25 protein-coding genes are annotated in these 25461 nt (G+C 71.7%); 14 read left to right on the forward strand and 11 right to left on the reverse strand.

Annotated features, from left to right (window positions below; genetic code table 11):
- The first annotated feature begins 65 nt into the window (after positions 1 to 65).
- The 3 genes from KZX17_RS07615 to KZX17_RS07625 all read left to right on the forward strand — a co-directional run bounded on the left by KZX17_RS07615 (position 66) and on the right by KZX17_RS07625 (position 3057).
- A complete protein-coding gene (locus KZX17_RS07615; protein WP_248171786.1) occupies positions 66 to 674 on the forward strand; it encodes a TetR/AcrR family transcriptional regulator in 609 nt (202 codons plus the stop codon).
- The gene (locus tag KZX17_RS07620; protein WP_248171787.1) at positions 671 to 1474 is read left to right on the forward strand and encodes an SDR family oxidoreductase; all 804 of its coding nucleotides are present in this window, start codon (positions 671 to 673) and stop codon (positions 1472 to 1474) included. The genes KZX17_RS07615 and KZX17_RS07620 overlap by 4 nt, the downstream gene beginning before the upstream one ends.
- Before the next feature lie 104 nt (positions 1475 to 1578).
- Complete coding sequence (locus KZX17_RS07625; protein WP_248171788.1) at positions 1579 to 3057, forward strand: APC family permease; 1479 nt, start codon at positions 1579 to 1581, stop codon at positions 3055 to 3057.
- Positions 3058 to 3117: 60 nt separating this feature from the next.
- On the opposite strand, the gene KZX17_RS07630 is transcribed toward KZX17_RS07625, so the two are convergent.
- From KZX17_RS07630 to KZX17_RS07645, 4 genes are all read right to left on the reverse strand, one after another.
- Positions 3118 to 5139 (reverse strand): primary-amine oxidase, encoded by a 2022-nt coding sequence (locus KZX17_RS07630; protein WP_248171789.1) that lies wholly within the window; start codon positions 5137 to 5139, stop codon positions 3118 to 3120.
- Between the two features lie 98 nt (positions 5140 to 5237).
- Positions 5238 to 5987: an amino acid ABC transporter ATP-binding protein gene (locus tag KZX17_RS07635; RefSeq protein WP_248171790.1), complete on the reverse strand. Its 750-nt coding sequence runs from the start codon at positions 5985 to 5987 to the stop codon at positions 5238 to 5240.
- Positions 5984 to 6829: an amino acid ABC transporter permease gene (locus tag KZX17_RS07640; RefSeq protein ID WP_248171791.1), complete on the reverse strand. Its 846-nt coding sequence runs from the start codon at positions 6827 to 6829 to the stop codon at positions 5984 to 5986. Before KZX17_RS07640 ends, KZX17_RS07635 begins: the two co-directional genes overlap by 4 nt.
- Before the next feature lie 20 nt (positions 6830 to 6849).
- A complete protein-coding gene (locus KZX17_RS07645; protein ID WP_282443656.1) occupies positions 6850 to 7716 on the reverse strand; it encodes a transporter substrate-binding domain-containing protein in 867 nt (288 codons plus the stop codon).
- Positions 7717 to 7883: 167 nt separating this feature from the next.
- On the opposite strand from KZX17_RS07645, the gene KZX17_RS07650 reads away from it, so the two are divergent.
- Positions 7884 to 8681, forward strand: a complete 798-nt coding sequence (locus KZX17_RS07650) for a sugar nucleotide-binding protein (protein WP_248171792.1) — start codon at positions 7884 to 7886, stop codon at positions 8679 to 8681.
- Positions 8682 to 8736: 55 nt separating this feature from the next.
- The gene (locus KZX17_RS07655; RefSeq protein ID WP_248171793.1) at positions 8737 to 9705 is read left to right on the forward strand and encodes a squalene cyclase; all 969 of its coding nucleotides are present in this window, start codon (positions 8737 to 8739) and stop codon (positions 9703 to 9705) included.
- 21 nt (positions 9706 to 9726) lie between these two features.
- On the opposite strand, the gene KZX17_RS07660 is transcribed toward KZX17_RS07655, so the two are convergent.
- From KZX17_RS07660 to KZX17_RS07685, 6 genes are read right to left on the reverse strand one after another with little or no spacing between them, the layout of a single operon-like run.
- Positions 9727 to 10509: an HpcH/HpaI aldolase/citrate lyase family protein gene (locus tag KZX17_RS07660; RefSeq protein ID WP_248171794.1), complete on the reverse strand. Its 783-nt coding sequence runs from the start codon at positions 10507 to 10509 to the stop codon at positions 9727 to 9729.
- Entirely contained in the window at positions 10494 to 11279 is a 786-nt protein-coding gene (locus KZX17_RS07665) for a 2-keto-4-pentenoate hydratase (RefSeq protein WP_248171795.1), read from the reverse strand. The genes KZX17_RS07660 and KZX17_RS07665 overlap by 16 nt, the downstream gene beginning before the upstream one ends.
- A complete protein-coding gene (gene hpaD / locus KZX17_RS07670; RefSeq protein ID WP_248171796.1) occupies positions 11279 to 12442 on the reverse strand; it encodes a 3,4-dihydroxyphenylacetate 2,3-dioxygenase in 1164 nt (387 codons plus the stop codon). The genes KZX17_RS07665 and hpaD overlap by 1 nt, the downstream gene beginning before the upstream one ends.
- Positions 12443 to 12471: 29 nt before the next feature.
- Positions 12472 to 13983, reverse strand: a complete 1512-nt coding sequence (hpaE, locus tag KZX17_RS07675) for a 5-carboxymethyl-2-hydroxymuconate semialdehyde dehydrogenase (RefSeq protein ID WP_116228552.1) — start codon at positions 13981 to 13983, stop codon at positions 12472 to 12474.
- Positions 13984 to 14006: 23 nt separating this feature from the next.
- On the reverse strand, positions 14007 to 14690 hold the full coding sequence (locus KZX17_RS07680; RefSeq protein WP_248171797.1) for a GntR family transcriptional regulator: 684 nt from the start codon (positions 14688 to 14690) through the stop codon (positions 14007 to 14009).
- Positions 14687 to 16183 (reverse strand): fumarylacetoacetate hydrolase family protein, encoded by a 1497-nt coding sequence (locus tag KZX17_RS07685; protein WP_248171798.1) that lies wholly within the window; start codon positions 16181 to 16183, stop codon positions 14687 to 14689. The genes KZX17_RS07680 and KZX17_RS07685 overlap by 4 nt, the downstream gene beginning before the upstream one ends.
- Positions 16184 to 16287: 104 nt before the next feature.
- On the opposite strand from KZX17_RS07685, the gene KZX17_RS07690 reads away from it, so the two are divergent.
- From KZX17_RS07690 to KZX17_RS07705, 4 genes are all read left to right on the forward strand, one after another.
- The gene (locus KZX17_RS07690; protein WP_133400276.1) at positions 16288 to 17670 is read left to right on the forward strand and encodes an MFS transporter; all 1383 of its coding nucleotides are present in this window, start codon (positions 16288 to 16290) and stop codon (positions 17668 to 17670) included.
- Between the two features lie 16 nt (positions 17671 to 17686).
- The gene (locus tag KZX17_RS07695; RefSeq protein WP_248171799.1) at positions 17687 to 19567 is read left to right on the forward strand and encodes an FAD-dependent monooxygenase; all 1881 of its coding nucleotides are present in this window, start codon (positions 17687 to 17689) and stop codon (positions 19565 to 19567) included.
- 87 nt (positions 19568 to 19654) lie between these two features.
- On the forward strand, positions 19655 to 20260 hold the full coding sequence (locus KZX17_RS07700; RefSeq protein WP_248171800.1) for a DUF1349 domain-containing protein: 606 nt from the start codon (positions 19655 to 19657) through the stop codon (positions 20258 to 20260).
- A 102-nt stretch (positions 20261 to 20362) separates the two neighbouring features.
- Positions 20363 to 20599, forward strand: coding sequence for a PLDc N-terminal domain-containing protein (locus tag KZX17_RS07705; protein ID WP_091356199.1), 237 nt, complete (start codon positions 20363 to 20365; stop codon positions 20597 to 20599).
- Between the two features lie 89 nt (positions 20600 to 20688).
- On the opposite strand, the gene KZX17_RS07710 is transcribed toward KZX17_RS07705, so the two are convergent.
- A complete protein-coding gene (locus KZX17_RS07710; RefSeq protein WP_248171801.1) occupies positions 20689 to 22347 on the reverse strand; it encodes a thiamine pyrophosphate-binding protein in 1659 nt (552 codons plus the stop codon).
- A 160-nt stretch (positions 22348 to 22507) separates the two neighbouring features.
- Between KZX17_RS07710 and KZX17_RS07715 the strand changes: the two genes are divergently transcribed.
- The 5 genes from KZX17_RS07715 to KZX17_RS07735 all read left to right on the forward strand — a co-directional run bounded on the left by KZX17_RS07715 (position 22508) and on the right by KZX17_RS07735 (position 25450).
- A complete protein-coding gene (locus tag KZX17_RS07715) occupies positions 22508 to 22849 on the forward strand; it encodes a DUF6054 family protein (protein ID WP_248171802.1) in 342 nt (113 codons plus the stop codon).
- On the forward strand, positions 22849 to 23883 hold the full coding sequence (locus tag KZX17_RS07720; RefSeq protein ID WP_248171803.1) for a DNA glycosylase AlkZ-like family protein: 1035 nt from the start codon (positions 22849 to 22851) through the stop codon (positions 23881 to 23883). Before KZX17_RS07715 ends, KZX17_RS07720 begins: the two co-directional genes overlap by 1 nt.
- 149 nt (positions 23884 to 24032) lie before the next feature.
- Positions 24033 to 24551 carry an RNA polymerase sigma factor gene (locus KZX17_RS07725; protein WP_308194627.1) on the forward strand — a complete coding sequence of 173 codons (519 nt, stop codon included), beginning with the start codon at positions 24033 to 24035 and terminating at the stop codon, positions 24549 to 24551.
- Positions 24548 to 25129 (forward strand): Asp23/Gls24 family envelope stress response protein, encoded by a 582-nt coding sequence (locus KZX17_RS07730; RefSeq protein WP_248171805.1) that lies wholly within the window; start codon positions 24548 to 24550, stop codon positions 25127 to 25129. Before KZX17_RS07725 ends, KZX17_RS07730 begins: the two co-directional genes overlap by 4 nt.
- 3 nt (positions 25130 to 25132) lie before the next feature.
- Entirely contained in the window at positions 25133 to 25450 is a 318-nt protein-coding gene (locus tag KZX17_RS07735) for a hypothetical protein (protein WP_248171806.1), read from the forward strand.
- The last annotated feature ends 11 nt before the right edge of the window (positions 25451 to 25461 follow it).

Consider the following 25461-nt stretch of genomic DNA (forward strand, 5'->3'; position numbering starts at 1 on the left):
GACAGTGAGGACACCTTGCCATACTCTGATTCTACTTTCCAGACTCAGATTCTGATCGGACCCGCATGAGCATCGTCGACACGCCCCCCACCGCCCGCGAACGACGACGTCGGCGGACGCAGGAGGACCTCGTCGAGGCCGCCATCCGCCTGATCGAGGCCGACGGGGTCGAGGCGGTCACGATCGAGCGGCTGGTCGACGAGGCCGGGCTCGCCCGCGCGACCGTGTACGCCCATTTCCCCGACGGCCGCGACGGCGTCCTGCGCGCCGCGTACGACCGGGCGGGGCAGGACCTCCTCCTCCGCGCGAGCGGAGCCGCGGCATCCGCCTCGACCTGGTCGGAGCGCATCCTCGCCTACGCGCGCACGATGATCGAGTTCTCCGCCTCGCCCACCCTGGGCCGCTTCTACTCGCTCTCCGGGCCGGCGCTCGTCGGGTTCCGCGACGGAGGCGGGGCAGGGACGCAGGGCTACCGTGCGCGCCTCGACGCGGAGCTGGGCGCCGCCCGTGACGCCGGCGAGATCCGGGCGGACGCCGATCCCGCATCGCTCGCGATCCTTCTCTCCTCGAGCCTCCGGGACGCCGGGATCGCCGCGGCGCACGATCCCGACTCGGTCGAACGCCTCGTCGGCGCCGTCGGGCAGATCCTCGACGGACTCCGGGTCCGGTCGTGACGGCCGCGCGGGAGCAGCCGGTCGTCGCCATCACCGGCGGCGGCACGGGCATCGGCGCGGCGACGGCGACGCTGTTCGCCCGAGCGGGGTGGCGCGTGGCCGTCATCGGCCGCCGTCGCGCGCCTCTCGACGCCGTGGCCGACACCGTCGGCGGTCTCGCCGTCGTCGCGGATGCCGCGGACGGCCCGAGCGCCGACGACGCAGTCGCACGCGTGCTCGAGCAGTTCGGGCGGCTCGACGCGGTCGTCGCCAATGCCGGCGGCCACGGGTTCGCCGCGCTCGCCGACACGACCGACGACGACTGGGCGGCAGCGCTCCGCGCCAACCTGGATTCGGCCTTCGTCTTCACCCGGGCGGCGCTCGCGGCGCTGCGTGCCTCCCGCGGCTCGATCGTCGTCGTGTCGTCCCTGGCGGGGCTCGCGGCGGGGCCGAGCACCGCCGGGTACACGACCGCGAAGCACGCCCTCATCGGTCTCACCCGGTCGATCGCCCGCGACTACGGCGTGGACGGAGTCCGAGCCAACGTCGTCTGCCCCGGCTGGGTGCGCACCCCGATGGCCGACGCGGAGATGGACGAGTTCGCGGCAGCGGCAGGGCTCGCCGGCCGTGACGACGCCTACCGGGCGGTGACGGCGGACGTCCCGCTGGCGCGGCCCGCGGACCCGGCCGAGGTGGCTGAGGCCATCGTGTTCCTCGCCTCGGCGCGGGCGTCGTACATCTCCGGTGCGGTCCTCCCGATCGACGGCGGTGCGACCAGCGTCGACCTCCCGACGACGGCGTTCGCCCGCGCCGGCATGTGACCGGGCCGACCGTGCGCTGACCGTCAAGCGGACCGCACGCAGGGGAGCGACGGCGGCACGGACGCACCGCCAGAATCGGGGCACCCGACCCGAAGGAGAGCGGCATGACCTCCGCACCCGACACCCTCGCCTCGAACCGCCTCGGCGTCCCGGCGATCGTCTTCCTCGTCCTGGCAGCGGTCGCACCGCTCACCGTCGCGATCGTCGTCCTCCCGCTGGCGATCGCCTTCGGCAACGGCGGCGGCATCCCCGTCGCCGTCATCGCGGTGGCGGCGGCGCTGCTGCTGTTCGCCGTGGGGTACGCCCAGATGACGAAGGAGCTCGTCAATGCGGGCGGCTTCTACGCGATCGCCGTGAAGGGCCTCGGTCGCGCGGCGGGCCTCGTCACCGGCATCATCGCCACGCTGGGCTACAACTTCTTCGTCGCGGGAGCACTCGGGACGCTGGGGTTCTTCACCGGCGTGGTCGTCCTCCCCGCGCTCACCGGCATCGAGGTGCACTGGTTCCTCGCCGCCGTCGTCCTCTTCGTGATCGTGTTCCTGCTGGCGCTGTCCGGCATTCACGTCAGTGCCGCCGTCCTGGGCGTCGCACTCGTCCTCGAGGTCCTCATCCTCATCGCCTTCGCCGTCTCGGTCCTGATCCAGACCGGCTTCTCGATCGAGGCCTTCACCCTGGCGCTCGGCCCCGAGGTCCTCGCCGGCGGTTCGATCTGGATCGCCCTCCTGCTCGTGGCGACGGCGTTCATCGGGTTCGAGGCGACGGCGCTGTTCGGCGAGGAGGCGCGCGAGCCGCGCAAGACGATCCCTCGTGCGACGTTCGCGGCCATCATCATCATCGGCGTCATGCACGCCGTCGTCGGCTGGGCGATCGTCTCGGCGCTGGGCGTCCGGGACGCGCAGACCGCGGCACTCGATCACCTCGCGGCGGGAGACCTCACGCTGATGCTCATCGACACCTACCTGGGCCCGGTCGTCGGCGCGATCTCCCTCGTCCTCCTCGTGGTCAGCCTCTTCGCCGCCCAGCTCGCCTTCCACAACTCGGCGGCGCGCTACCTCTTCGCGCTCGGTCGGGCCGGTGTCCTGCCGCGCTGGCTGGCGGCGACCAACGCGCAGGGTGCGCCCCAGCGCGCGCTCGCAGCCAACTTCCTCTTCGCTGTCGTCGTGGCGGGCGTCTTCGCCCTCGTGGTCGAGACCGACCCCGAGGGCAATCCGCTTCCCCCGGTGCTGACCCTCGTGCCGGTGGGGCTCGGCTTCGGAACCCTCGCGGTCATGATCGTCCAGGCGATCGCGGCGCTCGCCATCGTCGTGCACTTCCGTCGGCGGCGGGATCCGCGCCTGTGGAGCACGCTCATCGCCCCCGCCGCCGGGTTCGTCGCGCTCGCCGTCTTCAGCGCGATGGCGATCGCGAACTTCACGCTGGTCGCGGGCAGCGAGGCGCTGTACGTCCGGCTCTTGCCGTGGCTGCTCGTCGCGGCACTCGTCGGCGGCGTCGCCTACGCCGCCTACCTGAAGTCGCGCCGCCCCGAGGTCTACGCGCGGCTGTCGGGCGACCTGGAGCGCTTCGACGAGCTCGCAGCCGTCTGAGGGCAGAAGAAGGGGCGGATGCCGGGCCTCGCGACCCGGCATCCGCCCCTCTCTCGTGCGTCAGTGACCGCAGGTGCAGGCGTCGCCCTGTCCGCAGCCGCCGTCGGCGCTCCGCTCGGCGTGCGCCTGGCTCGACTCCGGGACGTCCATCGCGGGGTTCACGTCCATGAAGCCGTACGGCTTCAGCCAGAAGCCGGCGTAGTCCACCGGCATGACGGGCCAGTCCTCGGGTCGTGGAATGTGCGTGAGCCCGAAGGTGTGCCAGAGGACGATGTCCTCGCCGTCGATCGAGCGGTCATCGGCGGTGTAGGCGGGCAGGCCGCCGCCGCCCTGGTGGGCGTTCGGGTACCGGCCCGCCGGCCACCGCTCATCGCGGTCGAAGGCCGTCGCCCAGAGGTGCTTGGTGGCAAAGGCCGCCCGCGCGGCCACCGTCGAGGCCGGGTCCGCCATGAGCAGTGCGGTCGGCTCGGGGAGCAGGTGGTAGGCGGTGGGCTTGCCGAGCCGGTTCACCCTCGATGCCGATCGGACCTCCCAGACGCGCGCGACGGAGGAGTCCGCTTCGCGCTGCGCCTCGCGCTCGGTGCGCAGCGGTGTCTCCGTCCACGAGAACGCGTTGCCGAAGGGGTTCTGCTCGCCCATCGGGATGCGCGCGGCATCCACCTCGACGAGGCGGTTGTCCTCGCCGTCCACCGCCACGTCGAGGCGGGCGCTGAAGAGGTGCTGGTGGACGGGGGCGAAGACGCCGGGGGCGATCTCGGGCGCGTGGGGATTCGTCGATCCCGGCACGCCCGCTCCCACGAACACGATGCCGGTCGCCTTCGCCTCGACCTGGATCGAACCGTCCAGGTAGAAGTACCAGAAGAAGCCGTAGTCGTAGTTGCCGATGGTGGAGAAGTACGAGACGACGAGCCGTCGCGACCGGCGCACCTGCCCGCCGACCGGGCCGGGCTCGGTGTGCTTCCACAGCACGCCGTAGTCCTCCTCGTGCATGCACACGACGTTGGGGATGCGCACCGGATGACCGTGATCGTCGGCCACATGCCCGTCGAAGTAGCGGATGACGCCGAGGCAGTCGCAGCCGAGCTCGAGGTGGTTCGCGTTCTTGCCGAGCAGGTACTCGCCCGCGTCGAAGTAGCTGATCCAGAACCGGGTCGGCGAGGTGTCGCCGTAGGGCACCACCATCTCGGGGATGCTCGCGCGACTGAGCACCGACCGGCCGGCGAAGCGGATGTCGTGGAGGACGAGTCCCTCGCGCGCGTTGAAGTCCACGCGCATCGACCAGTCCTCCCAATCGACGAGCGACCCCTGCACCGAGAAGCTCGGACCGTCGGGCTGCGCGATCTCGATCGGGCGCAGCGACTCGCGCGCCGGGCCCACGGCATCCGGGGTGTACTTGCCCGAGCCGCTCGGGACGGGGACATCGCCCTCGTCCTCGATCCCGATCACGCGGTTCTCGATGAGGTCGACGTGGACGATGAGGCCTTCGACGGGGTGGGCCCAGGCGACGTCGTCCTCGCTGTCGCGAAGGAAGGTGAGGGAGCGGATCACGCGGCGGCCGACCTCGTTCTCGCGCCCCACGAAACCGGGCGCGAGCGGCGAGCAGAAGGCGAGGTCGCACCGGTCGGCCAGCCCGCGTCGCGTCATCGCCGCCCGCCACTCCGGGGATGCCTTGACGATCTCGGCGGCCCGCTCATACTCCTCGAACAGGTACTGCGGCTGCCCGTACGGCGCGGCCGTCGTGTCGTGGCGCCGCTGCGAGACGACCCTGCCAGCCGTCACCGACACGATCGCCTCGACCACGTCCCCGGTCGCGGTGTCGAGCAGCGTGGCGTCCACCAGCCGGTCGAAGGGGGAGCCCTCGGTCCAGGTCGCGAGCTCGGACTTGTCGGGCTCGTCGGGGAGGAGCATCGGCACGCGCACGGTCTCGGCGAGGAGCCCCGCCTCGACGAGGATCTCGCGGGCGCGGCTGATCTCGTCGGCGGTGAGCGGGTCGAGCGGATGCCGCGGCGTCGCGGGGACGGCGCGCAGCGGGATCAGGTCGGGATTGCCGCCCGGGTGGTCGGGCGCGTCGGTGTGGGTCATGGCAGTCTCCTCGAGGATCACTCCAGTGTCGTCCGAGTGCACCGGCGATCGCTTGCCCGCCGGTGCACGCACCCTGACCCTGCGGGCGCGCTCCGCCGTCAGGCGGTGAAGCGCGCGAGGAACGCGCGGGTGCGCTCCTCACGCGGATGCCGCAGCACGGCCGACGGCGGGCCCTGCTCGACGATCGTGCCGGCGTCGAGGAAGACGACGCGGTCGGCGACGTCGCGGGCGAACGCCATCTCGTGCGTCGCCATGAGGATCGTCGCGCCTTCCGACGCGAGGTCGCGGACGAGCTCGAGGACCTCGCCGACGAGCTCCGGATCGAGCGCCGAGGTGATCTCGTCGAGCAGGAGCACCTCGGGGTCCGTCGCGATCGCGCGGGCGATCGCGACGCGCTGCTGCTGACCGCCTGACAGCCGGTCGGGGTGGTCCTTCGCCTTGTCGGCGAGTCCGACCCTGGCCAGCAGGTCCACTGCGCGGGCCTCGGCGTCGCGCCGCGGCATCCGGTGCACCACGCGGGACGCGAGCGTGACGTTGTCGAGCACCGACAGGTGCGGGAACAGGTTGAAGCTCTGGAACACGGCACCCATCCGCGCGCGCACGCGGTTGCCGTCGACGCGGGGGTCGGAGATGTCCTCGTCGCTGAGGAAGATCTGCCCATCGTCGATGGGCTCGAGCAGCCCCAGGCACCGCAGCAGCGTCGATTTGCCCGATCCGCTCGCGCCGATGAGCGCGACCACCTCGTGCGCGGCGAGCGAGACGTCGACCCCCTGCAGTACCTCGCGGTCGCCGAAGGACTTGTGGATGCCGGTCGCCCGCAGCACCGACGGCGTCAGGACGTCGCTCACAGCACCGATCCCGTCTGCTCGCGCTCGCGCAGCCGCGCCGTGTACCAGTCCGCGAGGCGGATCGTGGGGATCGCGAGCAGGATGAAGAGGATGCCGGCGACGACGTACGGCGTGAAGTTGTAGGTCGTGGCGGTCACGGACCTTGCGGCGGCGATCGCGTCGATGCCGGCGATGATCGAGATGAGTCCCACGTCCTTCTGCATCGAGATGAAGTCGTTCATGAGCGCCGGCGTCATCTTGCGGAGGGCCTGGGGGAGGACCACCCGCCGGAGGGTCTGCACGTGGCTGAGCCCCAGGGCGCGGGCCGCGAGCCGCTGTGAGGGGTGCACGGACTCGATCCCCGCGCGGATCACCTCGGCGACGTAGGACGAATAGGTGAGGGTCACGGCGAGCACGCCGAGGAAGAGCTCGTCGATCCGCTCGCCGACGACCGTCGGCAGGCCGAACCCGACCAGGTACAGCACGATGATGAACGGGAGTCCGCGGAAGAGGTCGGTGTACCCGGCAGCCAGCATCCGCACCGGGAAGAACACCGGGCCCCGCAGGGTGCGCAGCAGCGCGATGAGGAGGGCGACTCCGCCGACGGTGAAGATCGAGATCCCCAGCACCGTCAGGTTGACGAGGAAGCCGTCCCACACCTTCGGCAGCGCCTGCAGCGCGACGGCGGGGTCGAAGAAGCTCTGCTGGACCTTCGACCAGCCCTCCGTGTTGATGACCGTCAGCCACACGACCGCCGCGAAGGCGAGGGTCGAGACGATGGCGATCAGCACGGATCGTCGCTCGCGGCCGCGCCGATAGGCGCGACGGTCGAGCTCGAGCTCGCTCGGGATGCGGGTGGTCACGGATCGACGCTAGCGCGCCCTCACTGCAGCTCGGTCACGCCCTCCGTGAGACCCGACAGCCACTCCTCTTCCAGGTCGGCGAGCGTGCCGTCCTCGCGGAGCTCGTCGACGGCCGCGCTGACGGCGGGCGTCAGCGGCGAGTCCTTCGCGAGCAGCAGGCCCCACTGGTCCTCGATGCCCGACTTCGGCAGCTCGCCGACGAAGAACGAGTCCTCGATGTAGAAGTTGACCGCGACGTAGGCGGTCGGGGTGTCGAGGACGACGGCGTCGACCTGACCGGCGCTCAGGGCGGCGGTCGCGTCCTCGTTGGAGTTGTAGAGCTTCGGCTCGAGCCCGAGGTCCAGGGCGTCCAGCGTGAGTGCGCTGGTGCTGTTCGCCATCGCGCCGATCGTGATGTCCTTCAGTCCGTCGAGGTCGGTGACGCCGTCAGCCGCGCCGCCCTTCAGGGCGATGAGGGACTGGCTGGCGGAGTAGTAGGGCGACGAGAAGTCGACACCCTGCTTGCGCTCGTCGGTGATCGTGTACTGCTGGACGTTGAAGTCGAAGCTCTTGGGGCCGGGCGCGATCGCCGCGTCGAAGCTCGTACGGACCCACTCGACGTCGCCCTCGGCGAAGCCCAGCTTGTCCGCGACGGCGTAGGCGACCGCGGCCTCGAACCCCTCGCCCGAGGCGGGGTCGTCGTCGATGACGTAGGGCTCGTACGCCGTCTCGCCGGTGGCGATCGTGAGCTTGCCGGGGGTGACGTAGTCGTCGGGGGAGGGCGCGGCATCCGTCGCCTCGGCGGACGACCCACCGGCGGGTGCGTTCGTCGCGCAGCCGGCGAAGAGGAGGGCGAAGGCCGCGGCGGATGCGGCGACGGCGGTGCGCAGGGCGGGACGACGGGACATGGTGCCTCCGGGAAGCGGCCGAGGGTGCTCGGAGCGGGGATCGGGTGGTGCTCGGGATGCGGTGCGCCGGGCTCCGGCACCATTGTCGCGCGCGAGGGGATGCCGGGGGTGCGGCGGCGTCGCTTTGTTACACGCCCGTCATCGGCGGGGATTGAGAGGATGGCGGGATGATCCCCGCGCGCACCCTGCTGGTCGGTTCCGGACGCATCGGGTCGCGGGTGGCCGCGGCCCTCCGGAGCGGTGGCGCCGAGGCCGTGACGCTCCGGCGCTCGCCGGCATCCGATCCGGCGTCGTCGCACGTCGTGGCCGACGTGGGCGCGCCCCTCGCCGACCCCCTTCCCGCGGTGGATGCGGTCGTGTTCACCCTGCCGCCGGGCGCGGAGCCCTCGTTCCTCGCCGACGCCGTCGCGCACGTCGCGCGCGCCCTGCCCGTCCCGGCCGCGCGGACGGTGTTCGTCTCGTCGACTCGGGTGTTCGAGGGGCACACGGACGGGCATCCCCTCACCGAGGACGACGAGCCCCGACCGCGCAGCGAGCGCGCCCGCCAGCTCGTGGCGGGCGAGGCGCGCGCCGTGGAGCTGCTGGGAGCGAGCGTCCTGCGTCCCGCGGGGATCTACGGCCCCGGGCGGGACCGGCTCATCCGGCAGGTGCTCGAAGGCGAACCCGTCGACCACGATCGGCGGACCAACCGCCTGCACGAGACCGACGTCGTGCGGGCGATCCTCGCACTGCTCGATGCCGCCGACCCGCCCCAGCTGCTGCTCGGCGCGGACGAGCGGCCGGCCACCCTCGGCGAGGTCGTCGCCTTCCTCGCCGAGCGGCTCGGCGTGCCGGTGCCGCCTCGAGCGGAGGCGGCGGAGCGCCGAGGGACGGTCCTGGACGGATCGCGGCTCCGGACGGTGCTGGGCGGCCTGGCCTACCCGACGTTCGAGGACGGCTACGGGGAGATGCTCGCTGCACGGTGAGGCGGGCTCGACGCGCGGTCTGGCCCCCGTCCGAGGCCCGCGCGAGGATGGTCGAATGACGACCGACCCGGCGATCCTCGCGTGGCTGCTCGACTCGGATCCGGCGCTGCGCTGGCAGGTCGAACGAGACCTCGCCGGTGCCGACGCGGACACCTGGCAGGAGACCCGCCGACGGGTCGCGACGGAGGGCTTCGGTGCGGCGCTCCTCGCACAGCAGGGCCAGGACGGCCAGTGGGAGGGCGGGGCGTTCTTCCCCGCGAACTTCTTCGGCAGCCCCGAGGCGGAGATGCCGGGCCAGCCGTGGACGGCGACCACCTGGGTGCTGAAGGACCTGCGGGAATGGGGTGCCCCGGCATCCGCCCTCGAGGGCACCGCGCAGCAGCTGGACCGGCACAGCCGCTGGGAGTACGAGGACATGCCCTATTGGGGCGGCGAGGTCGATGTCTGCATCAACTCCTACACGCTGGCCGCCGGGGCCTGGCTGGATGCCGATGTGTCACGGCTCGTGCGGTGGTTCCCCGAGCACCAGCTCGCCGACGGCGGCTGGAACTGCGAGGCTGAGGAGGGCGACTCCATGCGCGGCTCGTTCCACTCGACGCTGGGTGCGGTCCGCGGCATGCTCGCGTGGGAGCGGTCGACCGGCGACACGAGGCTGCGGGCGAGCAGGCATCGGGGCGAAGGGTACCTGCTGGAGCGGCGTCTGCTGTACCGGCTGTCGACCGGGGAGCCGGTCGCGCCCTTCGTCCGGGAGTTCGTCTTCCCGAACCGGTATCGCTACAGCGCGCTCGCGGCGCTCGACCACTTCCGCGACGTCTCGCTGCTCGAGGGAGCGGCCCCGGACGAACGCCTTGCCGATGCGGTCGGGCTGGTGCGCGAGCGCAGGCAGGCCGACGGCACCTGGCACCAGGACCGGCGCCTCGAGGGGCGACGCTGGTTCGAGATCGATGCGCCGGAAGGGCAGCCCTCGCGATGGCTCACCTTCCTCGCGCTGCGGGTGCTCGCGTGGTGGGACGCCGCCCGCTGACGACGCCCGACCGCCGGGGCGTCAGCCGCGCGGCTCGACCCATCGCGCCGCGAGCGCCTCGGAGCCGCGGGCGAGGAGGGTGACGTCGGCGCCGACGAGCACGAACGACGCCCCCTCGTCGAGGTACCGCTGCGCGGCAGCCGGATCGAACGCGTTGACCCCGACGGGCGTGCCCGTGCCGCGCACCGCGGCGAACGCCTCGAGGACGGCGGCGACGACGTCGGGATGCGTCTGCGCGCCGAGCAGGCCCATCGACGCCGCCAGGTCGCTCGGCCCGACGAAGACGCCGTCCACACCGTCGACCGAGGCGATCTCGGCGGCGTTGCGCACGCCTGCGGTCGTCTCGACCTGCACGAACAGCGAGACGTGCCGGTCGGCGCCGGCGAGGTAGTCCTCGACGCGGTTCCAGCGAGCCGAGCGGGCGAGGGCGGACCCGACCCCGCGGCGTCCGCGCGGCGGGTACCGCACGGCTTCGACGAGCTCCGCCGCCTGCGCGGCCGTGTCGACCATCGGCACGAGGATGTTCTGCGCGCCGAGGTCGAGCACCTGCTTGATCGTCACGACGTCACCGATCGGCACGCGGACGACCGCCGTCACGGGGGCGGCGGCGACGGCCTGCAGCTGGGCGAGCACCGACTCGAGCCCGTTCGGCGAGTGCTCCATGTCGATGAGCAGCCAGTCGAGGCCCGCGCCCGCGCAGATCTCTGCGACCAGCGGCGACCCGGAGCACACCCACATGCCGGCGAGGGGACGGTCGGCATCCGCCAGCGCCTCCCGGAACGTCGGGTTCAGATGAAACGGCATTCGATGACTCCCATCGGCCCATAGTCGCAGCGCACCTCGTCGCCCCGCGACACCCACATCGGTCGCGTGAACGAGCCCGCGAGGATGATCTCGCCCGCCTCGAGCCGCGCACCGTGCTGGTGGATCTTGTTGGCGAGCCAGGCGACGCCCGTCGCGGGGTGGCCGAGGACGCCCTGGGCCACCCCGGTTTCTTCGATCTCGCCGTTCCGCGACAGCACCCCCGGCACCCAGCGCAGGTCGATCTCGTCGGGGCGTCGATGCTCCGTGCCGAGGACCATCGCCCCGTACGCGGCGTTGTCGCTGATCGTGTCGACGATCGTCCGCCCCTCGAGCTCGATGTGCGAGTTCAGCACCTCGAGCGCGGGCACGGCGTGGTCGATCGCCTCGAGGGCGTCCTCGAGCGTGCAGTCGGGGCCCTCGAGGGGCCTCGCCAGCACGAAGGCCAGCTCGACCTCGATCCGCACATTCGAGAAGTGGTCGACGGGGATGCTGTCGCCCGACCGGTAGACGGTGTCGTCGAACATGACCCCGTAGTCGGGCTCCGTGATCCCGGTCGCCTGCTGCATCGCCTTCGAGGTCAGCCCGATCTTGCGGCCGACGAGACGCCGGCCCGACGCGATCATCCGGTCGCGCCAGACGCCCTGGATGGCGTAGGAGTCCTCGACCGTCGCCTGCGGGTAGCGGGTGGTGATCCGCGGGATGACGCCGTGCGTGCGGTCGGCCTCGGCGAGCTCGTCGGCGATGCGCGAGACGTCGTCGTCGGACAGCATCAGAGCTGGTTCCCCAGCTTGTACTCGCCCTGCTTCCACGACGGCATCGCCTCGTCGTCGCCCTTGCGGGTGTACGAGAAGCCGTCGGCGCCGATCGTGACCGCCATCTCGCTGCGGTGCGCGCGGGTGCGGACCGGCTGCGGGTTGCCGTCGAGATCGAGGACGAGGGATGCCTCGGTGTACCAGGACGGGACCACGGGGTTGCCCCAGAAGTCGCGGCGCTGGTTGTCGTGCACGTCCCACGTGACCACGGGGTTGTCGGGGTCGCCGGTGTAGTAGTCCTGCGTGTAGATCTCCACACGGTGGCCGTCGGGGTCGCGGAGGTAGAGGTAGAACGCGTTCGAGACGCCGTGACGGCCCGGCCCGCGCTCGATCGCGTCAGAGCGTCGCAGGGCGCCGAGCTTGTCGCAGATCGCGAGGATGTTGTGCTTCTCATGCGTCGCGAAGGCGACGTGGTGCATGCGCGGGCCGTCGCCGCCGGTCGCGGCGGTGTCGTGCACGGTGGGCTTCCGCCGCATCCACGCCGCGTAGACCGTGCCGTCCTCGTCCTGGATGTCCTCGGTCACCCGGAACCCCAGGTCCTGGTAGTGGCGCACCGCGCGCGGGACGTCGGGCGTCACCTGGTTGAAGTGGTCGAGGCGCACGAGCTCGCCGGGGATCTGCAGGTCGTACCGCCACGACAACCGCTCCACGTGCTCGCTCTGGTGGAAGAACTCGTACGGGAAGCCGAGCGGGTCCTCGACGCGCACCGAGTCGCCGATGCCCTTCGTGAACCCCTCGGTGCGGCGCTCGACGCGGCATCCGATCTCCTCGTAGAACGCGACCGCCCGGTCGAGGTCTTCGGGCGTGCGGACGCGGTACGAGAACGCGGCGACGGCGGCGACGGGACCCTTCCGCAGTACGAGGTTGTGGTGGATGAACTCCTCGGTCGAGCGCAGGTAGATGACCTCGTCGTCCTCCTCGGTGACGTGGAGTCCCAGGATGTCGACGTAGAACTGGCGGGATGCCGCGAGGTCGGTGACGACCAGGTCCATGTACGCGCAGCGCAGGATGTCGGGGGCGGGGGAGGTGGGGGTCTGCACCGGGTCGTCGGTGTGGATCGGGGCTTCTTGCGAGACGAAGAACCCGGAGGAGGTCTTGGTCATGCCGTCGCGGTGGCTCATGTCAGCGTCCTTGCGTGATCGAGGCGGGTTCAGCGCGTGCCGAAGGTGGGATTGTGGACCTTGCCGAGCGTGATGTGCACGGCCTGCTGGTCGGTGTAGAAGTCGATCGAGCGGTAGCCGCCCTCGTGACCGAGTCCGGAGGCCTTCACGCCGCCGAAGGGCGTACGCAGGTCGCGGACGTTGTTCGAGTTCAGCCACACCATGCCGGCCTCGACGGCTTGCGAGAAGTTGTGGGCCCGCTTCAGGTCGTTCGTCCACACGTAGGCGGCGAGGCCGTATTTCGTGTCGTTGGCGAGGGCGAGAGCGTCCTCATCGGTGTCGAAGGGCGTGATCGCGACGACGGGTCCGAAGATCTCCTCCTGGAAGATGCGCGCCGTCGGGGGCACGTCGGCGAACACCGTGGGCGCGACGAAGTTGCCGTCCGCGAAGCCGTCCGGGCGGCCGCCGCCGGCGACGAGTCGGCCCTCGGTCTTGCCGAGCTCGACGTAGGACATCACCTTGTCGTAGTGCTCCGGGTGCACGAGGGCGCCGACCTCGGTCGCGGGGTCGTGCGGGAAGCCGACCTTCACGCGCTGCGCCTGCGCCGCGTAGCGCTCGACGAACTCGTCGTAGACCTCCCGCTGCACCAGGATGCGGCTGCCCGCCGTGCAGCGCTCGCCGTTGAGCGAGAAGACCCCGAAGATCGTCGCGTCGACCGCGGCGTCGAGGTCCGCGTCGGCGAAGACGACGGCGGGGCTCTTGCCGCCGAGCTCCATCGACAGGCCCTTCAGCCACGGCGCCGCGTTCGCGAAGATCAGCTGGCCCGTCGAGCTCTCGCCGGTGAAGGAGATGAGCGGCACGTCGGGGTGCTTCACGAGCGCATCCCCCGCGTCCTCGCCGAGCCCGTTCACGAGGTTGAAGACGCCCTGGGGGAGTCCCGCCTCCTCGAAGATCCCGGCCCAGAGGGATGCCGACAGCGGCGTGAACTCGGCGGGCTTCAGCACCACCGTGTTGCCCGTGGCGAGCGCCGGTCCGAGCTTCCAGGACTCGAGCATGAACGGCGTGTTCCACGGGGTGATGAGCCCTGCGACGCCGATCGGCTTGCGGTTGACGTAGTTGATCTGGCGACCCGGCACCTTGAACGTGTCGTCGGACTGGGCGACGATCAGGTCGGCGAAGAAGCGGAAGTTCTCGGCGGCGCGACGCGCCTGACCGAGCGCCTGCGTGATCGGCAGGCCCGAGTCGAAGGACTCGAGTTCGGCGAGCCGGGCGTCGCGGGACTCGACGAGGTCGGCGATCCTGTGCAGGATGCGCGAGCGCTCGCGGGGCAGCATCTTCGGCCACGGGCCGTCGGTGAAGGCGCGGCGCGCGGCGGCGACCGCGGCATCCACATCGGCCTTCTTGCCGGCCGCGGCCTGCAGGTAGACCCGGTTCGTGACGGGGTCGAGGACGTCGAACGTGTCGCCGTCCACAGAGTCGACGAACGCGCCGTCGATGTAGTGCTGGATGCGGGTGGGCAGGTCCGCGGGCGTGTGCGGCGCGGCCAGGGTGGGATCCGTCATGTCGTGCGTCCTCGCTCGATGGGTCAGAAGTTCGGCAGGCCGAGGGCCTGGTCGGGGTGTTCGTGGGTCATGTAGGCGTCGAGGGTCGCCGAGCGGTGCCGACGTGCGGCGTGCTCGATCTCGCTGAGGGGAGCGCTCCGCTCGATGAGCACGAGGATCTGCTCGTGCTCGCGGACCGACTCCTGCGCGCGCCCCGGCACGAAGCTGAACGTGGAATCGCGGAGGTGCCCGAGCCGTGCCCACTCGACCTGGACGAGCTCCAGCATCCGCGGGTTCGCGCAGCGCTCGAAGAGGGTCGCGTGGAACTCCTGGTTCAGGCGGGTGAACGCACGTGGGTCGAAGTGGTCGAGCGTCTCGATCATGAGCTCGTTGATGTCGCGCGCTCGCCGGACGTCGGACTCGGTGAGGGCGCGGGCGGACAGTGCCGTGGCGGTGCCCTCGAGGATCGACAGCGCCTGCATGCTGAAGCGGTACTGCGAGTCGTCGACCATCGCGACGCGCGCGCCGACGTTGCGTTCGAAGGTGACGAGCCCCTCGGCCTCGAGCTGGCGGATCGCCTCGCGCACCGGCACGACGCTCATGTCGAGCTCGCCCGCGATGCTGCCGAGCACCAGGCGGTAGCCGGGCGTGAAGGTCTCGTCGACGATCCGCTCCTTGAGCCAGGCATACGCCTGCTGCGACTTGCTCGGCGCGGCGACGCCGCTCATCGGCTGCTCCGCTCGGCCTCGTAGCGCTCGCGCCACTGCGCGTTCATCGGGAAGAGTCCGTCGATGGGCTCGCCCTCGGCGACGCGGGCGGCGATCCAGGCGTCCTCGTCCTCCTGGGCGAGGGCCGCGTCGGCGACCTCCTCGGCGAGCGCGGGCGGCAGCACGATGACGCCGTCGCGGTCGCCGACGATGATGTCGCCGGGCTGCACGGTCGTGCCGCCGCAGGCGATCGTGCCCCCGGCATCCCACGGCACGTGCTTGCGACCGAGGACCGCCGGGTGCGCACCCGCGGTGTAGACCGGGATACCGACCGCGGCGACCGCCGCGGCGTCGCGCACGCCGCCGTCGGTCACGATGCCGGCCGCGCCCTGCGCGTGCGCACGGATCGCGAGGATGTCGCCGAGCGTTCCGGATCCGGCCTCGCCCCGCGCCTCGATCACGATGACCTCGCCCTCGCCGACCGCGTCGAACGCGCGCTTCTGCGCGTTGTAGCCGCCGCCGTGGCTCTGGAACAGGTCCTCGCGGTTCGGGACGAAGCGGAGCGTCGCGGCGACGCCCACGAGCTTCGCGTCGGGGTGGAGCGGGGCGACGCCGTCGATCGTGACGTTGTCGAGCCCGCGCCTGCGCAGCTGCTGCGACAGCCCCGCGACCGGGATGCGCTCGAGTTTCTTGCGGAGGTCGGGGGAGAGGGCGGATGCCGCGACCAGCCCGGCGGCCTCGCGGGAGCCCCACGCCTCTTCGCGCTGCGTGTCGTCGACCTGGGGGAGTGAACCGAGCGCCGCGTCGAAGGGGATGTCGGGGCCGTCGATGACAGTCGTCGTGAGCCGGCCGGTGGACGCCCCGGTGTCGGGGGCGTCCACCTCGACCTCGACGACGTCGCCGGGGACGATGACCGACGAGCCCGCCGGCGTGCCGGTGAGGATGACATCGCCGGGCTCGAGCGTCATGTGCTGAGACAGGTCGGCGACGATCTGCGGGAGGGGGAAGAGGAGGTCGTCGGTGGAGCCCTCCTGGGCGAGCTCGCCGTTGACCCAGGTTCGTACGCGCAACGCGGCCGGGTCGAGCAGGCGGGCGTCGAGGACGACGGGGCCGAGCGGGGTGAAGCCGTCGCCGCTCTTGGAGCGGACGTTCGACCCCTTGTCGTTCGCGCGCAGGTCGTACAGACCGAGATCGTTGGATGCCGTGACCCCCGCGACGTGCTCCCACGCCCGGTCCGCGCCGACGCGACGGGCGGGCGTGCCGATGACGAGCGCGATCTCACCCTCGAAGGCGAGCAGTTCGGTCCCGGCGGGCCGCTCGACCGTGCCGCCGGAGGCGGCGACCGAACTCGAGGCCTTGAAGAAGTAGGACGGCGCCACCGGGGTGCGACCGCGCTGTGCGGCGCGCGAGCGATAGTTCAGGTGGACGGCGATGATCTTGCCGGGTCGACCGGGGAGGGCGGCGAAGCGCGGGTCGCGGGATGCGGCATCCGTCACCGTGTCGTCGTTCTGCATGTCCGGAGCTCCCTCGCTCTTGCGTCGTATCTCAAATCGTATATGATCGTGCTGCACCGGGCAACCGGTAATCGACGAAGACGTCGGATGACACAGGAGTCAGCATGAGCACTTCCCCCTCACCGGACGGGTTCACCCCCACCGGGACCATCGCCACCGCCGCGGACCGCCGTCGCGTCGTGTTCGCCACCGTCGTCGGGACCACCGTGGAGTGGTACGACTTCTTCATCTACGCGACCGCCGTCGGCCTCGTCTTCGGCCAGCTCTTCTTCGCGCCGCTCGGCAAGGACAGCGTGCTCATCGGGTTCGCGACCGTCGGGGTGAGTTTCCTCTTCCGGCCGCTCGGTGCGTTCCTCGCCGGGCACCTCGGCGACAAGTACGGTCGCAAGGTCGTGCTGATGTGGACGCTCATCCTCATGGGGATCGCCACCGCGCTCATCGGCGTGCTCCCGAGCTACGAGTCGATCGGGCTCGCCGCGCCCATCATCCTCGTGCTCCTGCGCATCCTGCAGGGCATCTCCGCCGGCGGCGAATGGGGCGGCGCCGTGCTCATGGCCGTCGAGCACGCCCCCAAGACCCGCCGCGGCGCGTTCGGAGCGTCGCCGCAGATCGGCGTGCCGCTCGGTCTGCTGCTCGCCTCGGGCGTCATGGCGCTCATGTCGGCGATCGCGCCGGGGGAGCAGTTCCTCCAGTGGGGCTGGCGTGTGCCGTTCCTGCTCAGCGTCGTCCTCATCCTCGTCGGCTGGTACGTCCGTCGCCGCGTGGAGGAGAGCCCCGTCTTCCTCGAGCTCGCCGAGCGCAAGGAGCACAGTCGGATGCCGATCGTCGAGCTGTTCCGCAAGCACGCGGTGCTCGTGATCATCGCCGCCTTCGTCTTCGCCGGGAACAACGCCGTCGGCTACATGACCACCGGCGGGTACATCCAGGGCTACGCGACCAACCCCGAAGGCCCCCTCGGCCTCGACCGCGGCCCGGTGCTCTGGGCGGTGACCGGGTCCGCGGTCACGTGGCTGCTCTCGACGCTCGTCGCGGGTTTCGTCTCCGACCGGATCGGGCGCCGCACGACCTACATCGCGGGCTGGATCATGCAGCTCGTGGGCGTGTTCACGCTCTTCCCGCTGGTCAACACGGGGAACGTCTTCGTCCTCTTCCTGGGGCTCGCGATCCTCACGATCGGCCTCGGCTTCACGTACGGACCCCAGGCCGCGCTCTACGCCGAGCTGTTCCCCGCGTCGATCCGCTTCTCGGGCGTCTCGATCTCGTACGCGATCGGAGCGATCCTCGGCGGCGCCTTCGCACCGACGATCGCGACGGCGCTCGTCGCCGCCTTCGGCTCGACCACCCCGGTCACCTGGTACCTGGCCGGCATGACCGTGCTGGGCCTGGTGGCGACGCTGCTGCTGCGCGATCGCAGCGGCATCCCGCTCGACCCCGATCACGAGGCGGAGCAGGCGGTCAGCCCGGTCCGCGGCCTCACCCGCGCCTGACCGTTCGAGGAGAACCATGCAGTTCCACCACCACGGCTACGTCTCGGGAGATCCGCGGGTCCTGCCCGCCGCCGGCACCGGGATCGGCCGCCCCGAGGAGCTCCCCGACGAGACCGACGTGCTCATCGTCGGCTCGGGCCCGGCGGGGATGCTGCTGGCCGCCCAGATGTCGCAGTTCCCGCAGGTCTCGACGCGCCTCATCGAGCGGCGCACCGGCCGGCTCGAACTGGGTCAGGCGGACGGCATCCAGCCGCGGTCGGTGGAGACGTTCCAGGCGTTCGGGTTCGCGGAGCGGATCATCGCCGAGGCGTACAACATCGGCTACATGAACTTCTGGGGCCCCGACCCGGCCGATCCGAGCCGCATCCGCCGCACGTCGCGGACCGACGACTACGGCCTGAAGATCAGTGAGTTCCCGCACCTCATCGTCAACCAGGCGCGTGTGCTCGACTACTTCGCCGAGGCCGCCGCGCACGGTCCCGGCCGGATCGTGCCCGACTACGGCGTCGAGTTCGTCGGGCTGGAGGTGCCCGAGGATGCCGGTGCCCCCGTCGCCGTCACAGTCCGCCACGTCGGCGGCCCGCGTGCGGGGGAGGAGCGCGTGATCCGGGCGCGATACGTCGTCGGTTGCGACGGCGCCCGGAGCGGTGTGCGCCAGGCGATCGGTCGCGTGCACGTCGGCGACGCGTCGAAGCATGCCTGGGGCGTCATGGACGTGCTGGTCGACACCGACTTCCCCGACTGGCGCATCAAGTGCGCCATCAACAGCTCGGCGGGGAACATCCTCCACATCCCCCGCGAGGGCGGGTACCTCAGCCGCATGTACATCGACCTCGGCGCGGTCGCCGCGGACGACAACCACCGCGTCCGCGAGACGCCCATCGAGGAGGTCGTCCGCCGGGCGAACGAGATCCTCCACCCGTACACGATCTACGTGAAGCAGGTCGCCTGGCACAGCGTCTACGAGGTCGGGCACCGCGTCACCGACGGGTTCGACGACGTCCCCGAGGGCGTCGATCGCGATCCGCGGGTCTTCCTCACCGGCGACGCCTGCCACACCCACAGCGCCAAGGCCGGGCAGGGCATGAACGTCTCGATGCAGGACGGGTTCAACCTGGGGTGGAAGCTCGGTCACGTGCTGACGGGGCTGGCCCCGGCATCCCTCCTCGCCACCTACGGTGCCGAACGGCGGCCCGTCGCGCAGCAGCTGATCGACTTCGACAAGGAGTGGTCGTCGCTGATGGCGCGCAAGCCCGAGGAGATCACCGATCCCGAGGACCTCGCGACCTACTACCTGGCGACCGCCGAGTTCCCCTCGGGGTTCATGACGCAGTACGGCGCCTCGGCGATCGTCGCAGGGGCCGAGCACCAGGACCTCGCGACGGGGTTCCCGGTCGGCAAGCGACTGAAATCCGCCGAGGTCGTCCGGGTCGCGGACGGCAACGTCGTGCACCTCGGCCACCACGCGACCGCCGACGGGCGGTGGCGCGTGTACGCCTTCGCCGATGAGTCGGGCGAAGACCTCTCGACCTGGGCGGAGTGGTTCGCCTCGGCATCCGGTCCGATCTCCCGGCACACGCCGGCGGGCGCCGACCCCGACGCCGTCTTCGACGCGAAGGTGATCTACCCGCGGCGGTACGAGGAGGTCGAGATGGCGGCGGTGCCCGTCGTGTTCCGGCCGCACTCGGGGCCGCTCGGGCTCATGGACTGGGAGAAGGTCTATGCGACCGGACCCTCGACCTGGACGGACGTCGACATCTTCGCCGAGCGCGGGATCTCGGCGAGCGGCGCGGTCGTCGTCGTCCGCCCCGACCAGTACGTCGCCGCCGTCCTGCCGCTGGCCGCGACCGCCGAGCTCGGCGAATTCCTGGCCGGCGCCTTCCGTCCCGCCGGGTGAGTTCCACCGCGTCGAGCCGTCGCAGATGGCCGCTTTCGCGGCATCCCGCCGACCATCTGCGACGTCTCGATCTGATAGAAACGCGGCATGCGCCTTCCTGACCTGCCCTTCGAGCTCCACGCCTCCGACGAGTCCGGGTGGACGCTGAGGGGGACGGTCCTCGCGGGGGTCGCCCCTGCCGGTACGGATCTGTTCGTCGATCCCAGCGGGACGACCGGGGTCGCCGCGGAGACACTGCTCAACGCGAACACGCTCCTCGGCGCGCCCCCGGAGGGCGATTTCACCCTCGTCGCTCGGGTACGTCCCGAGCATCACGCGACGTTCGACGCCGGGGTGCTCCTCGCGTGGGTCGACGACACGAACTGGGCCAAGCTCTGCGTCGAGCGGTCCCCGGCGGGCGAGTCGATGGTCGTCTCGGTCGTGACCAAGGGGACCTCCGACGATGCCAACGCGTTCCTCCTCGACTCGTCCGAGGGTCGGCTGCGGATCGCGCGGGTGGGGAACGTCCTGGCGTTCCACGCCCACGACAGGGGCGTCTGGACCTTCGTGCGCGCGTTCACGCTGCCGGGTGTCTCGGACCGACTGAGAGTGGGTTTCGAAGTGCAGAGCCCGACCGGCGAGGGATGCCGCGCCGCGTTCGACGAGGTCGGCTTCGAGCGCCGCACCGTCGCGGACCTGCGCAGCGGCGACTGAGCACCGCCCCGACGTCTCGGCGCGCCGAGCCGACGCGAACTGCACCCACCCGGCGGGAATGAGCGCCGTTCGTGTCGGGTCGAGCGCCGCTAGGGTCGGGGTGTGGACACCGTGAACCCCCTGCTCCCGGCCGGATACGACATCGTCTGGTCGGTCGTCGCTCTGGTGGCGGCCGTGCTGGCGATCGTCGCCCTCGTCTCGCTCACGCGGTCCGCGCGGCGGCTGACGTCGACGCAGGCGCTGGTGTGGGTGCTCGTGGTGCTGCTGGTCCCGGTTGCGGGTCCCGTCGCGTGGCTCGCAGTCGGCCGACGAGCAGGGATGCCGCGCCGCGAGGCGTGAGCGGGACGCTCGCCGTCGACCCGACGCAAAGTGCGGCCAAACCGGCGCGTTGACGACAGTTCGCGTCGGCTCGACGCCTGGCCAGCGCCTCAGCGCCGCAGGTTCACCTGCAGGATCTCCTCCTGGTAGGGGGCGCGGACGGCGCCGGAGACCCTCAGGTCGAGCAGCAGGAACGGCCGCTCGTCGGCGGGGAGCTCGCGCCAGCGCGCGAGCGCCTGCAGGTCGTCGAGCGTCCGCACGATGACCCCCTCCGCCCCGACGGCGCGCGCGAGGCCGGCGAAGTCGACCTCGGGGATCTCCATCGGCCCGCGGGCGAGGCCCATGACGCCGTAGAGGTGGACCTCGGCGCCGTACGCGCCGTCGTTCCACACCACCGCGAGCCCGCGTCCGCGCGCCACGCGCACGGCCGACTCGAGGTCGGCGATCGCCATCAGCCCGCCGCCGTCGCCGGTGGTCAGGACGATGGTCGACTCCGGCCGTGCGCGAGCGGCACCCGGCACCGACGGGAAGCCGAGGCCGATCGACTGGTACGCCGTGCCGATCATCATCATCCGGTCGGGCGAGGCCACCGGCCAGAACATGTTCGCCCAGCCGATGAAGTGCCCGCCGTCCGAGACGACGACCCGGTCCTCGGGCAGCAGCTCCGCGATCGCCGCGGCGGCGCTCCGGGGGTCGAGCCGTCCGTCGGGCGCGAGACCGTCGCCGGCGTCGTACGTCCGGAGCCCCGCGACGTCCACCGCCTCCCGCCAGCCCGACGGCGCCCCGCCGAGCTGCTCGAGCTCGTCGGCGAGCGCGCGCGCCGCGAGGGCGGCATCCGCCCGCAGATACCGGCCGACCTGCGGATGCGTCGCCGCGGCCGCGACATCGACCTGCACGATCGTCGCGTCGGGAGAGAACAGCTCGCCGAAGCGCATCGTGAACTGGTTGAGCGACGCCCCGAACACCACGACGACGTCGGCCTCGCGGATCGTCGCCATCGCGCCTTCCGCCCCGAATCCGCCGGTGACCCCCAGGTCGTACTCGGCGCGCGGGAACACGCCACGGCCGAGGGCGGTGGATGCCGTCAGTGCCCCGACCGCGTCGGCGAGGCGCCCGAGCTGCTCGCCGGCGCCCGCCGTCCACGCGCCGCGGCCGGCGAGGAGCAGGGGGCGCTCGGACGCCGCGAGCGCGCGGGCGATCGCGGCGACCGTCGCGAGAGCGTGCGGTCCGGTCGGGGCGAGGGGCGCGGGGAGGACGGGATCGGGCGTCGCCGGGATCTCGCCCGCGTCGCGCCCGCCGACGTCGTAGGGGATCGCCAGGACGACGGGGATGCGGAACGACAGCGCGTGCTCGATCGCGATGACCGTCGTGGCCGCGGCATCCGTCCGTCCGACGGTGTATGTGCGTACTCCGACGGCCGACGCGAGCGACAGCTGGTCGACGTCCCACGGCCGCGGGCCGGAGGTCGGTTCGTCTCCGACGACGAGCACGAGCGGCACGCGCGCCTGCGCGGCCTCGGCGAGCGCGGTGAGCGTGTTCGTGAAGCCCGCCCCATACGTGGATGTGGCTGCGGCAAGGCCGCCGCCGGCGCGGAAGTGCGCATCGGCGGCGACGACACCGCCGGCCTCGTGGCGGACTGCGGTGAACGTCACGTCGTCGCGGCGCTCGAGCGCGTCGAGGACGAGGGCGTTGCCGTTGCCCATCACCCCGAAGACGTTATCGACGTGGGCGGCGAGGGCGGCGGCGACGTGGGCGGCGACGGTGGGCATGACAGCTCCTGGAGACGATGACGACGGATGCCGTATATGTCTCGCGCTCCGCGACGATGCGGGTGGCTGCGTGCCCCTTTTCCGAGCACCAGGACCTGTGCGGTCCCGGACGGGATCAGTATAGGCGCGCGGGTGGGGGCGTCCGTGCCACACTGCCGACATGCTGCAGACGATGGAGATCAGCCTCGTGCCGTTCGACGCGGCCCGCGTGGTCCTCGACCACGTGCAGGCCTCGGGTATGACGGTCGAGTGCGTCGGCCAGCACGCGACCGCGACGGACGCAGGGCACCAGATGGCGATGCTCCTGTTCGAGAAGTACTACATCCGCACCAGCAGCCGTGCCTCGCTGACGGTGCTCATCGAGAACCTGACGGGACCCACGAAGGTCGTCTTCCGTGGTTCCGGTGGGGGAGAGGGCGCGCTGTTCCGCTTCGACTGGGGCGCGGCCTCGGACTTCGCCGCCAGCGTGGTGGACGCGCTCGAGCCGTACGCGGTGGTCTGATGGATGCCACGGCGCTGCGCGCGCGCCGCCTGCGGGCGCATCTGCTCTCCGCCCCCGCCGCGTCGCCGCTCGACGCGGCGCGGCACATGCGCGCCGTCCAGGCGCAGGACTTCGGCGCCGGACGGTGGGCGCTCGGCGTGCGCACGGCCGCGGACCCCACCGTGCGCGACGTCGACGCCCTCTTCGACGACGGGTCGCTCGTCCGCTCCTGGACCCAGCGCGGGACGCTCCACATCGTCCCTGCGGACGGCGTCGCGGGCATCCTCGCGGTGACGGGCGCGCGCCAGCTGAGGGCGACCGGGATGGATGCCGCGTTCCTCGACCGTGCCGAAGGTGCCGTGCGTGCCGAGCTCGCCGGCGGCGGCCGCCTCACCCGGGCGGAGTTCGCCGCCGTGCTCGCCGGGGCGGGCGTGTCGGACTCGGCGCCGGCGAGCACCCGGATCCTGGCGGCGCTCTCGATGCGCGCGGCCGTCGCACTGGGGCCGGTCGTCCCGACGGAGGCCGCGGTGACCCGCGACCAGTTCGTCGTCGAGCTGCCGCCGGTGCCGCCTCCCGTCGACCCGCCGTCGGCGCTCTTCGTCGACTACCTGCGGGGCCACGGACCCGCGACCCCGGCCGACTTCGCCTGGTGGGCGGGGGTGCCCCTCGGCACGGCACGCGCTGCTGCGGACGCTGCAGCGGACCGGGTCGAGCGGGTCGAGGACGGCGTCTTCGACCTCGCCGGTCGCGACGCGGCATCCCGATCCGCTCCCGTGACGGCGGCGTTGCCCGCCTTCGATGAATACGTGCTGTCGTACGCCGACCGTGCGCCCATCCTCGGGGCGGGGGATCGGACGACGGTGGGTCCGCTGGCCAACGGCATGGTGCGACCGGTCGTCGTGCGGGGCGGCGCCGTCGTCGGCACCTGGGCGTTCGGGGCCGATGCGCGGGCGCGCGGCGGCGCGCCGTCCGCCACCCTGTTCGCGGGCGAGAGCGACGCCGGCGTCGCGGCGGCGCTCGAACGACACCGACGATTCGTGGCGGGTGGCGCGTAGCGAAGTGTGACGTTTAGCGAGTCCGATGCTGTCGCGCAAGCGCTGGGGTCGATCCCGATGGATGGATACCGTCGCCTCATGCCCGTCGACCCGACGGGCCCGGCGAGGAGAGGTGCACCATCGACGCCTCCTCCGACGTCCCCGACCGGATCCTCGCCCAGCGCGCGGCAGAGGGCGATGCGACCGCCTTCGGCACCCTCGTCCGACGCCACTCATCGCTCGTGCGCGCCTACGTCTACCGCATCGTCGGGTCGCTCGCCGACACCGACGACGTCGTGCAGGATGCCTTCGTCACGGCGTGGAAGCAGCTGCCGACCCTGCGCGACCCCGCGGCAATCAAGTCGTGGCTCATGCGGATCGCCGGCCGGGAAGCCCTTTCCCTTGTCACCCGGCGTTCGCGAGAGGATGCTTTGGACGAGGCGACCCTGCCGCCGTCCCCGCACGCGCAGCCGGAGAGGTCCGCGATCGAGAACGATCGCCTGTCCGCGCTGGCGCGGGCGCTGGACAGACTGAACAACGATCAACGCCGATGCTGGCTGCTGCGCGAGGTGGCCGAGCTCAGCTACGCGGAGATCGCGGAAGAGATGGACATGACTGAGAGCAGGGTCCGAGGGATGCTGGCACGTGCCCGCGCGAGCATCGCGATCGAGATGGAGGGGTGGCGATGACCGACGACGACCCGTCCGTGCTCGACTGCGGTCGCACCATCGAGCAGCTCAGCGACTACGTGCAGGCGGGCCGCCTGCCGCGCGATCCGCACATCGAGTCCTGCCCCGAGTGCCTCAACGCCATCGAGGCGCTGGAACGGGTCGGGCAACTCTCCCGTGATCTCCTCGAGGACGAGGCGGCCCGGTTGCCGAGGCCGCCCGAGAGCTGGTTCGAGGGCATCCTCTCCGTCATCCACTCCGAGCTGCGGGCCGGTCGGAGCTTCCCCATCCACCACCCGGACCCGAGGGTCACGATCACGGTGACCGAGGGGGCTGTGCGGTCGCTCGTGCGGTCGAGCGCTGACGCGCTGGACGGCATCTACCTGGGCCGCACCGACATCGTCGGCGACGCCGAGACACCCGGCGCGCCGGTGCGGATCGAGCTGACCGCCTCCGTCGCGTGGGGGCGTTCGATCCCCGAGCTGACGGCCGCGCTGCGCACCGTCGTCTACCGCGTGCTCGCCGAGCACACCGAACTCAACGTCACCGCCGTCAACGTCGCCGTCGAGGAACTCCACGGCCTCGACCTGGAGGAGTGAGCCATGTCGCTGCAGTCGCCGGACCCCCAGTCCGACCTCGTCGCCCGCATCCGGGCGGTCGACGGTGTGACCGATGTCTACTCGCCGCGCTCGGCGATCGCCCGCATCCCCGGTCTCATCGCGGCGGCGGCCGGCGCCGCCGACGACCGTCTCGCCGAGGTCGCGGTGTCGATGCGCGACGGCGTCCCCGCGGTGGCGGCACGCATCGCGACGTCGGCTGAGGACAGCACGCCCGCGGCCGCCCGACGGGTCGCCGACGCGCTGCTCGCGAACACGCCGCCGGACGCCGTTGTCAGCATCCAGATCGCCCGCATCCACTGATCCGGCACCCC

Source organism: Microbacterium sp. EYE_78 (assembly GCF_023149035.1).
Classification (GTDB): Bacteria; Actinomycetota; Actinomycetes; order Actinomycetales; family Microbacteriaceae; genus Microbacterium.

Excerpts from the sequence above, each read along its gene's own strand:
- KZX17_RS07615 (WP_248171786.1), top strand. The coding sequence starts at position 66 with ATGAGCATCGTCGACACGCCCCCCACCGCCCGCGAACGACGACGTCGG.
- KZX17_RS07625 (WP_248171788.1), top strand. The coding sequence starts at position 1,579 with ATGACCTCCGCACCCGACACCCTCGCCTCGAACCGCCTCGGCGTCCCG.
- KZX17_RS07630 (WP_248171789.1), bottom strand. The coding sequence starts at position 5,139 with ATGACCCACACCGACGCGCCCGACCACCCGGGCGGCAATCCCGACCTG.
- KZX17_RS07645 (WP_282443656.1), bottom strand. The coding sequence starts at position 7,716 with ATGTCCCGTCGTCCCGCCCTGCGCACCGCCGTCGCCGCATCCGCCGCG.
- KZX17_RS07650 (WP_248171792.1), top strand. The coding sequence starts at position 7,884 with ATGATCCCCGCGCGCACCCTGCTGGTCGGTTCCGGACGCATCGGGTCG.
- KZX17_RS07655 (WP_248171793.1), top strand. The coding sequence starts at position 8,737 with ATGACGACCGACCCGGCGATCCTCGCGTGGCTGCTCGACTCGGATCCG.
- KZX17_RS07660 (WP_248171794.1), bottom strand. The coding sequence starts at position 10,509 with ATGCCGTTTCATCTGAACCCGACGTTCCGGGAGGCGCTGGCGGATGCC.
- KZX17_RS07665 (WP_248171795.1), bottom strand. The coding sequence starts at position 11,279 with ATGCTGTCCGACGACGACGTCTCGCGCATCGCCGACGAGCTCGCCGAG.
- hpaD (WP_248171796.1), bottom strand. The coding sequence starts at position 12,442 with ATGAGCCACCGCGACGGCATGACCAAGACCTCCTCCGGGTTCTTCGTC.
- hpaE (WP_116228552.1), bottom strand. The coding sequence starts at position 13,983 with ATGACGGATCCCACCCTGGCCGCGCCGCACACGCCCGCGGACCTGCCC.
- KZX17_RS07680 (WP_248171797.1), bottom strand. The coding sequence starts at position 14,690 with ATGAGCGGCGTCGCCGCGCCGAGCAAGTCGCAGCAGGCGTATGCCTGG.
- KZX17_RS07685 (WP_248171798.1), bottom strand. The coding sequence starts at position 16,183 with ATGCAGAACGACGACACGGTGACGGATGCCGCATCCCGCGACCCGCGC.
- KZX17_RS07690 (WP_133400276.1), top strand. The coding sequence starts at position 16,288 with ATGAGCACTTCCCCCTCACCGGACGGGTTCACCCCCACCGGGACCATC.
- KZX17_RS07695 (WP_248171799.1), top strand. The coding sequence starts at position 17,687 with ATGCAGTTCCACCACCACGGCTACGTCTCGGGAGATCCGCGGGTCCTG.
- KZX17_RS07700 (WP_248171800.1), top strand. The coding sequence starts at position 19,655 with ATGCGCCTTCCTGACCTGCCCTTCGAGCTCCACGCCTCCGACGAGTCC.
- KZX17_RS07710 (WP_248171801.1), bottom strand. The coding sequence starts at position 22,347 with ATGCCCACCGTCGCCGCCCACGTCGCCGCCGCCCTCGCCGCCCACGTC.
- KZX17_RS07715 (WP_248171802.1), top strand. The coding sequence starts at position 22,508 with ATGCTGCAGACGATGGAGATCAGCCTCGTGCCGTTCGACGCGGCCCGC.
- KZX17_RS07720 (WP_248171803.1), top strand. The coding sequence starts at position 22,849 with ATGGATGCCACGGCGCTGCGCGCGCGCCGCCTGCGGGCGCATCTGCTC.
- KZX17_RS07730 (WP_248171805.1), top strand. The coding sequence starts at position 24,548 with ATGACCGACGACGACCCGTCCGTGCTCGACTGCGGTCGCACCATCGAG.
- KZX17_RS07735 (WP_248171806.1), top strand. The coding sequence starts at position 25,133 with ATGTCGCTGCAGTCGCCGGACCCCCAGTCCGACCTCGTCGCCCGCATC.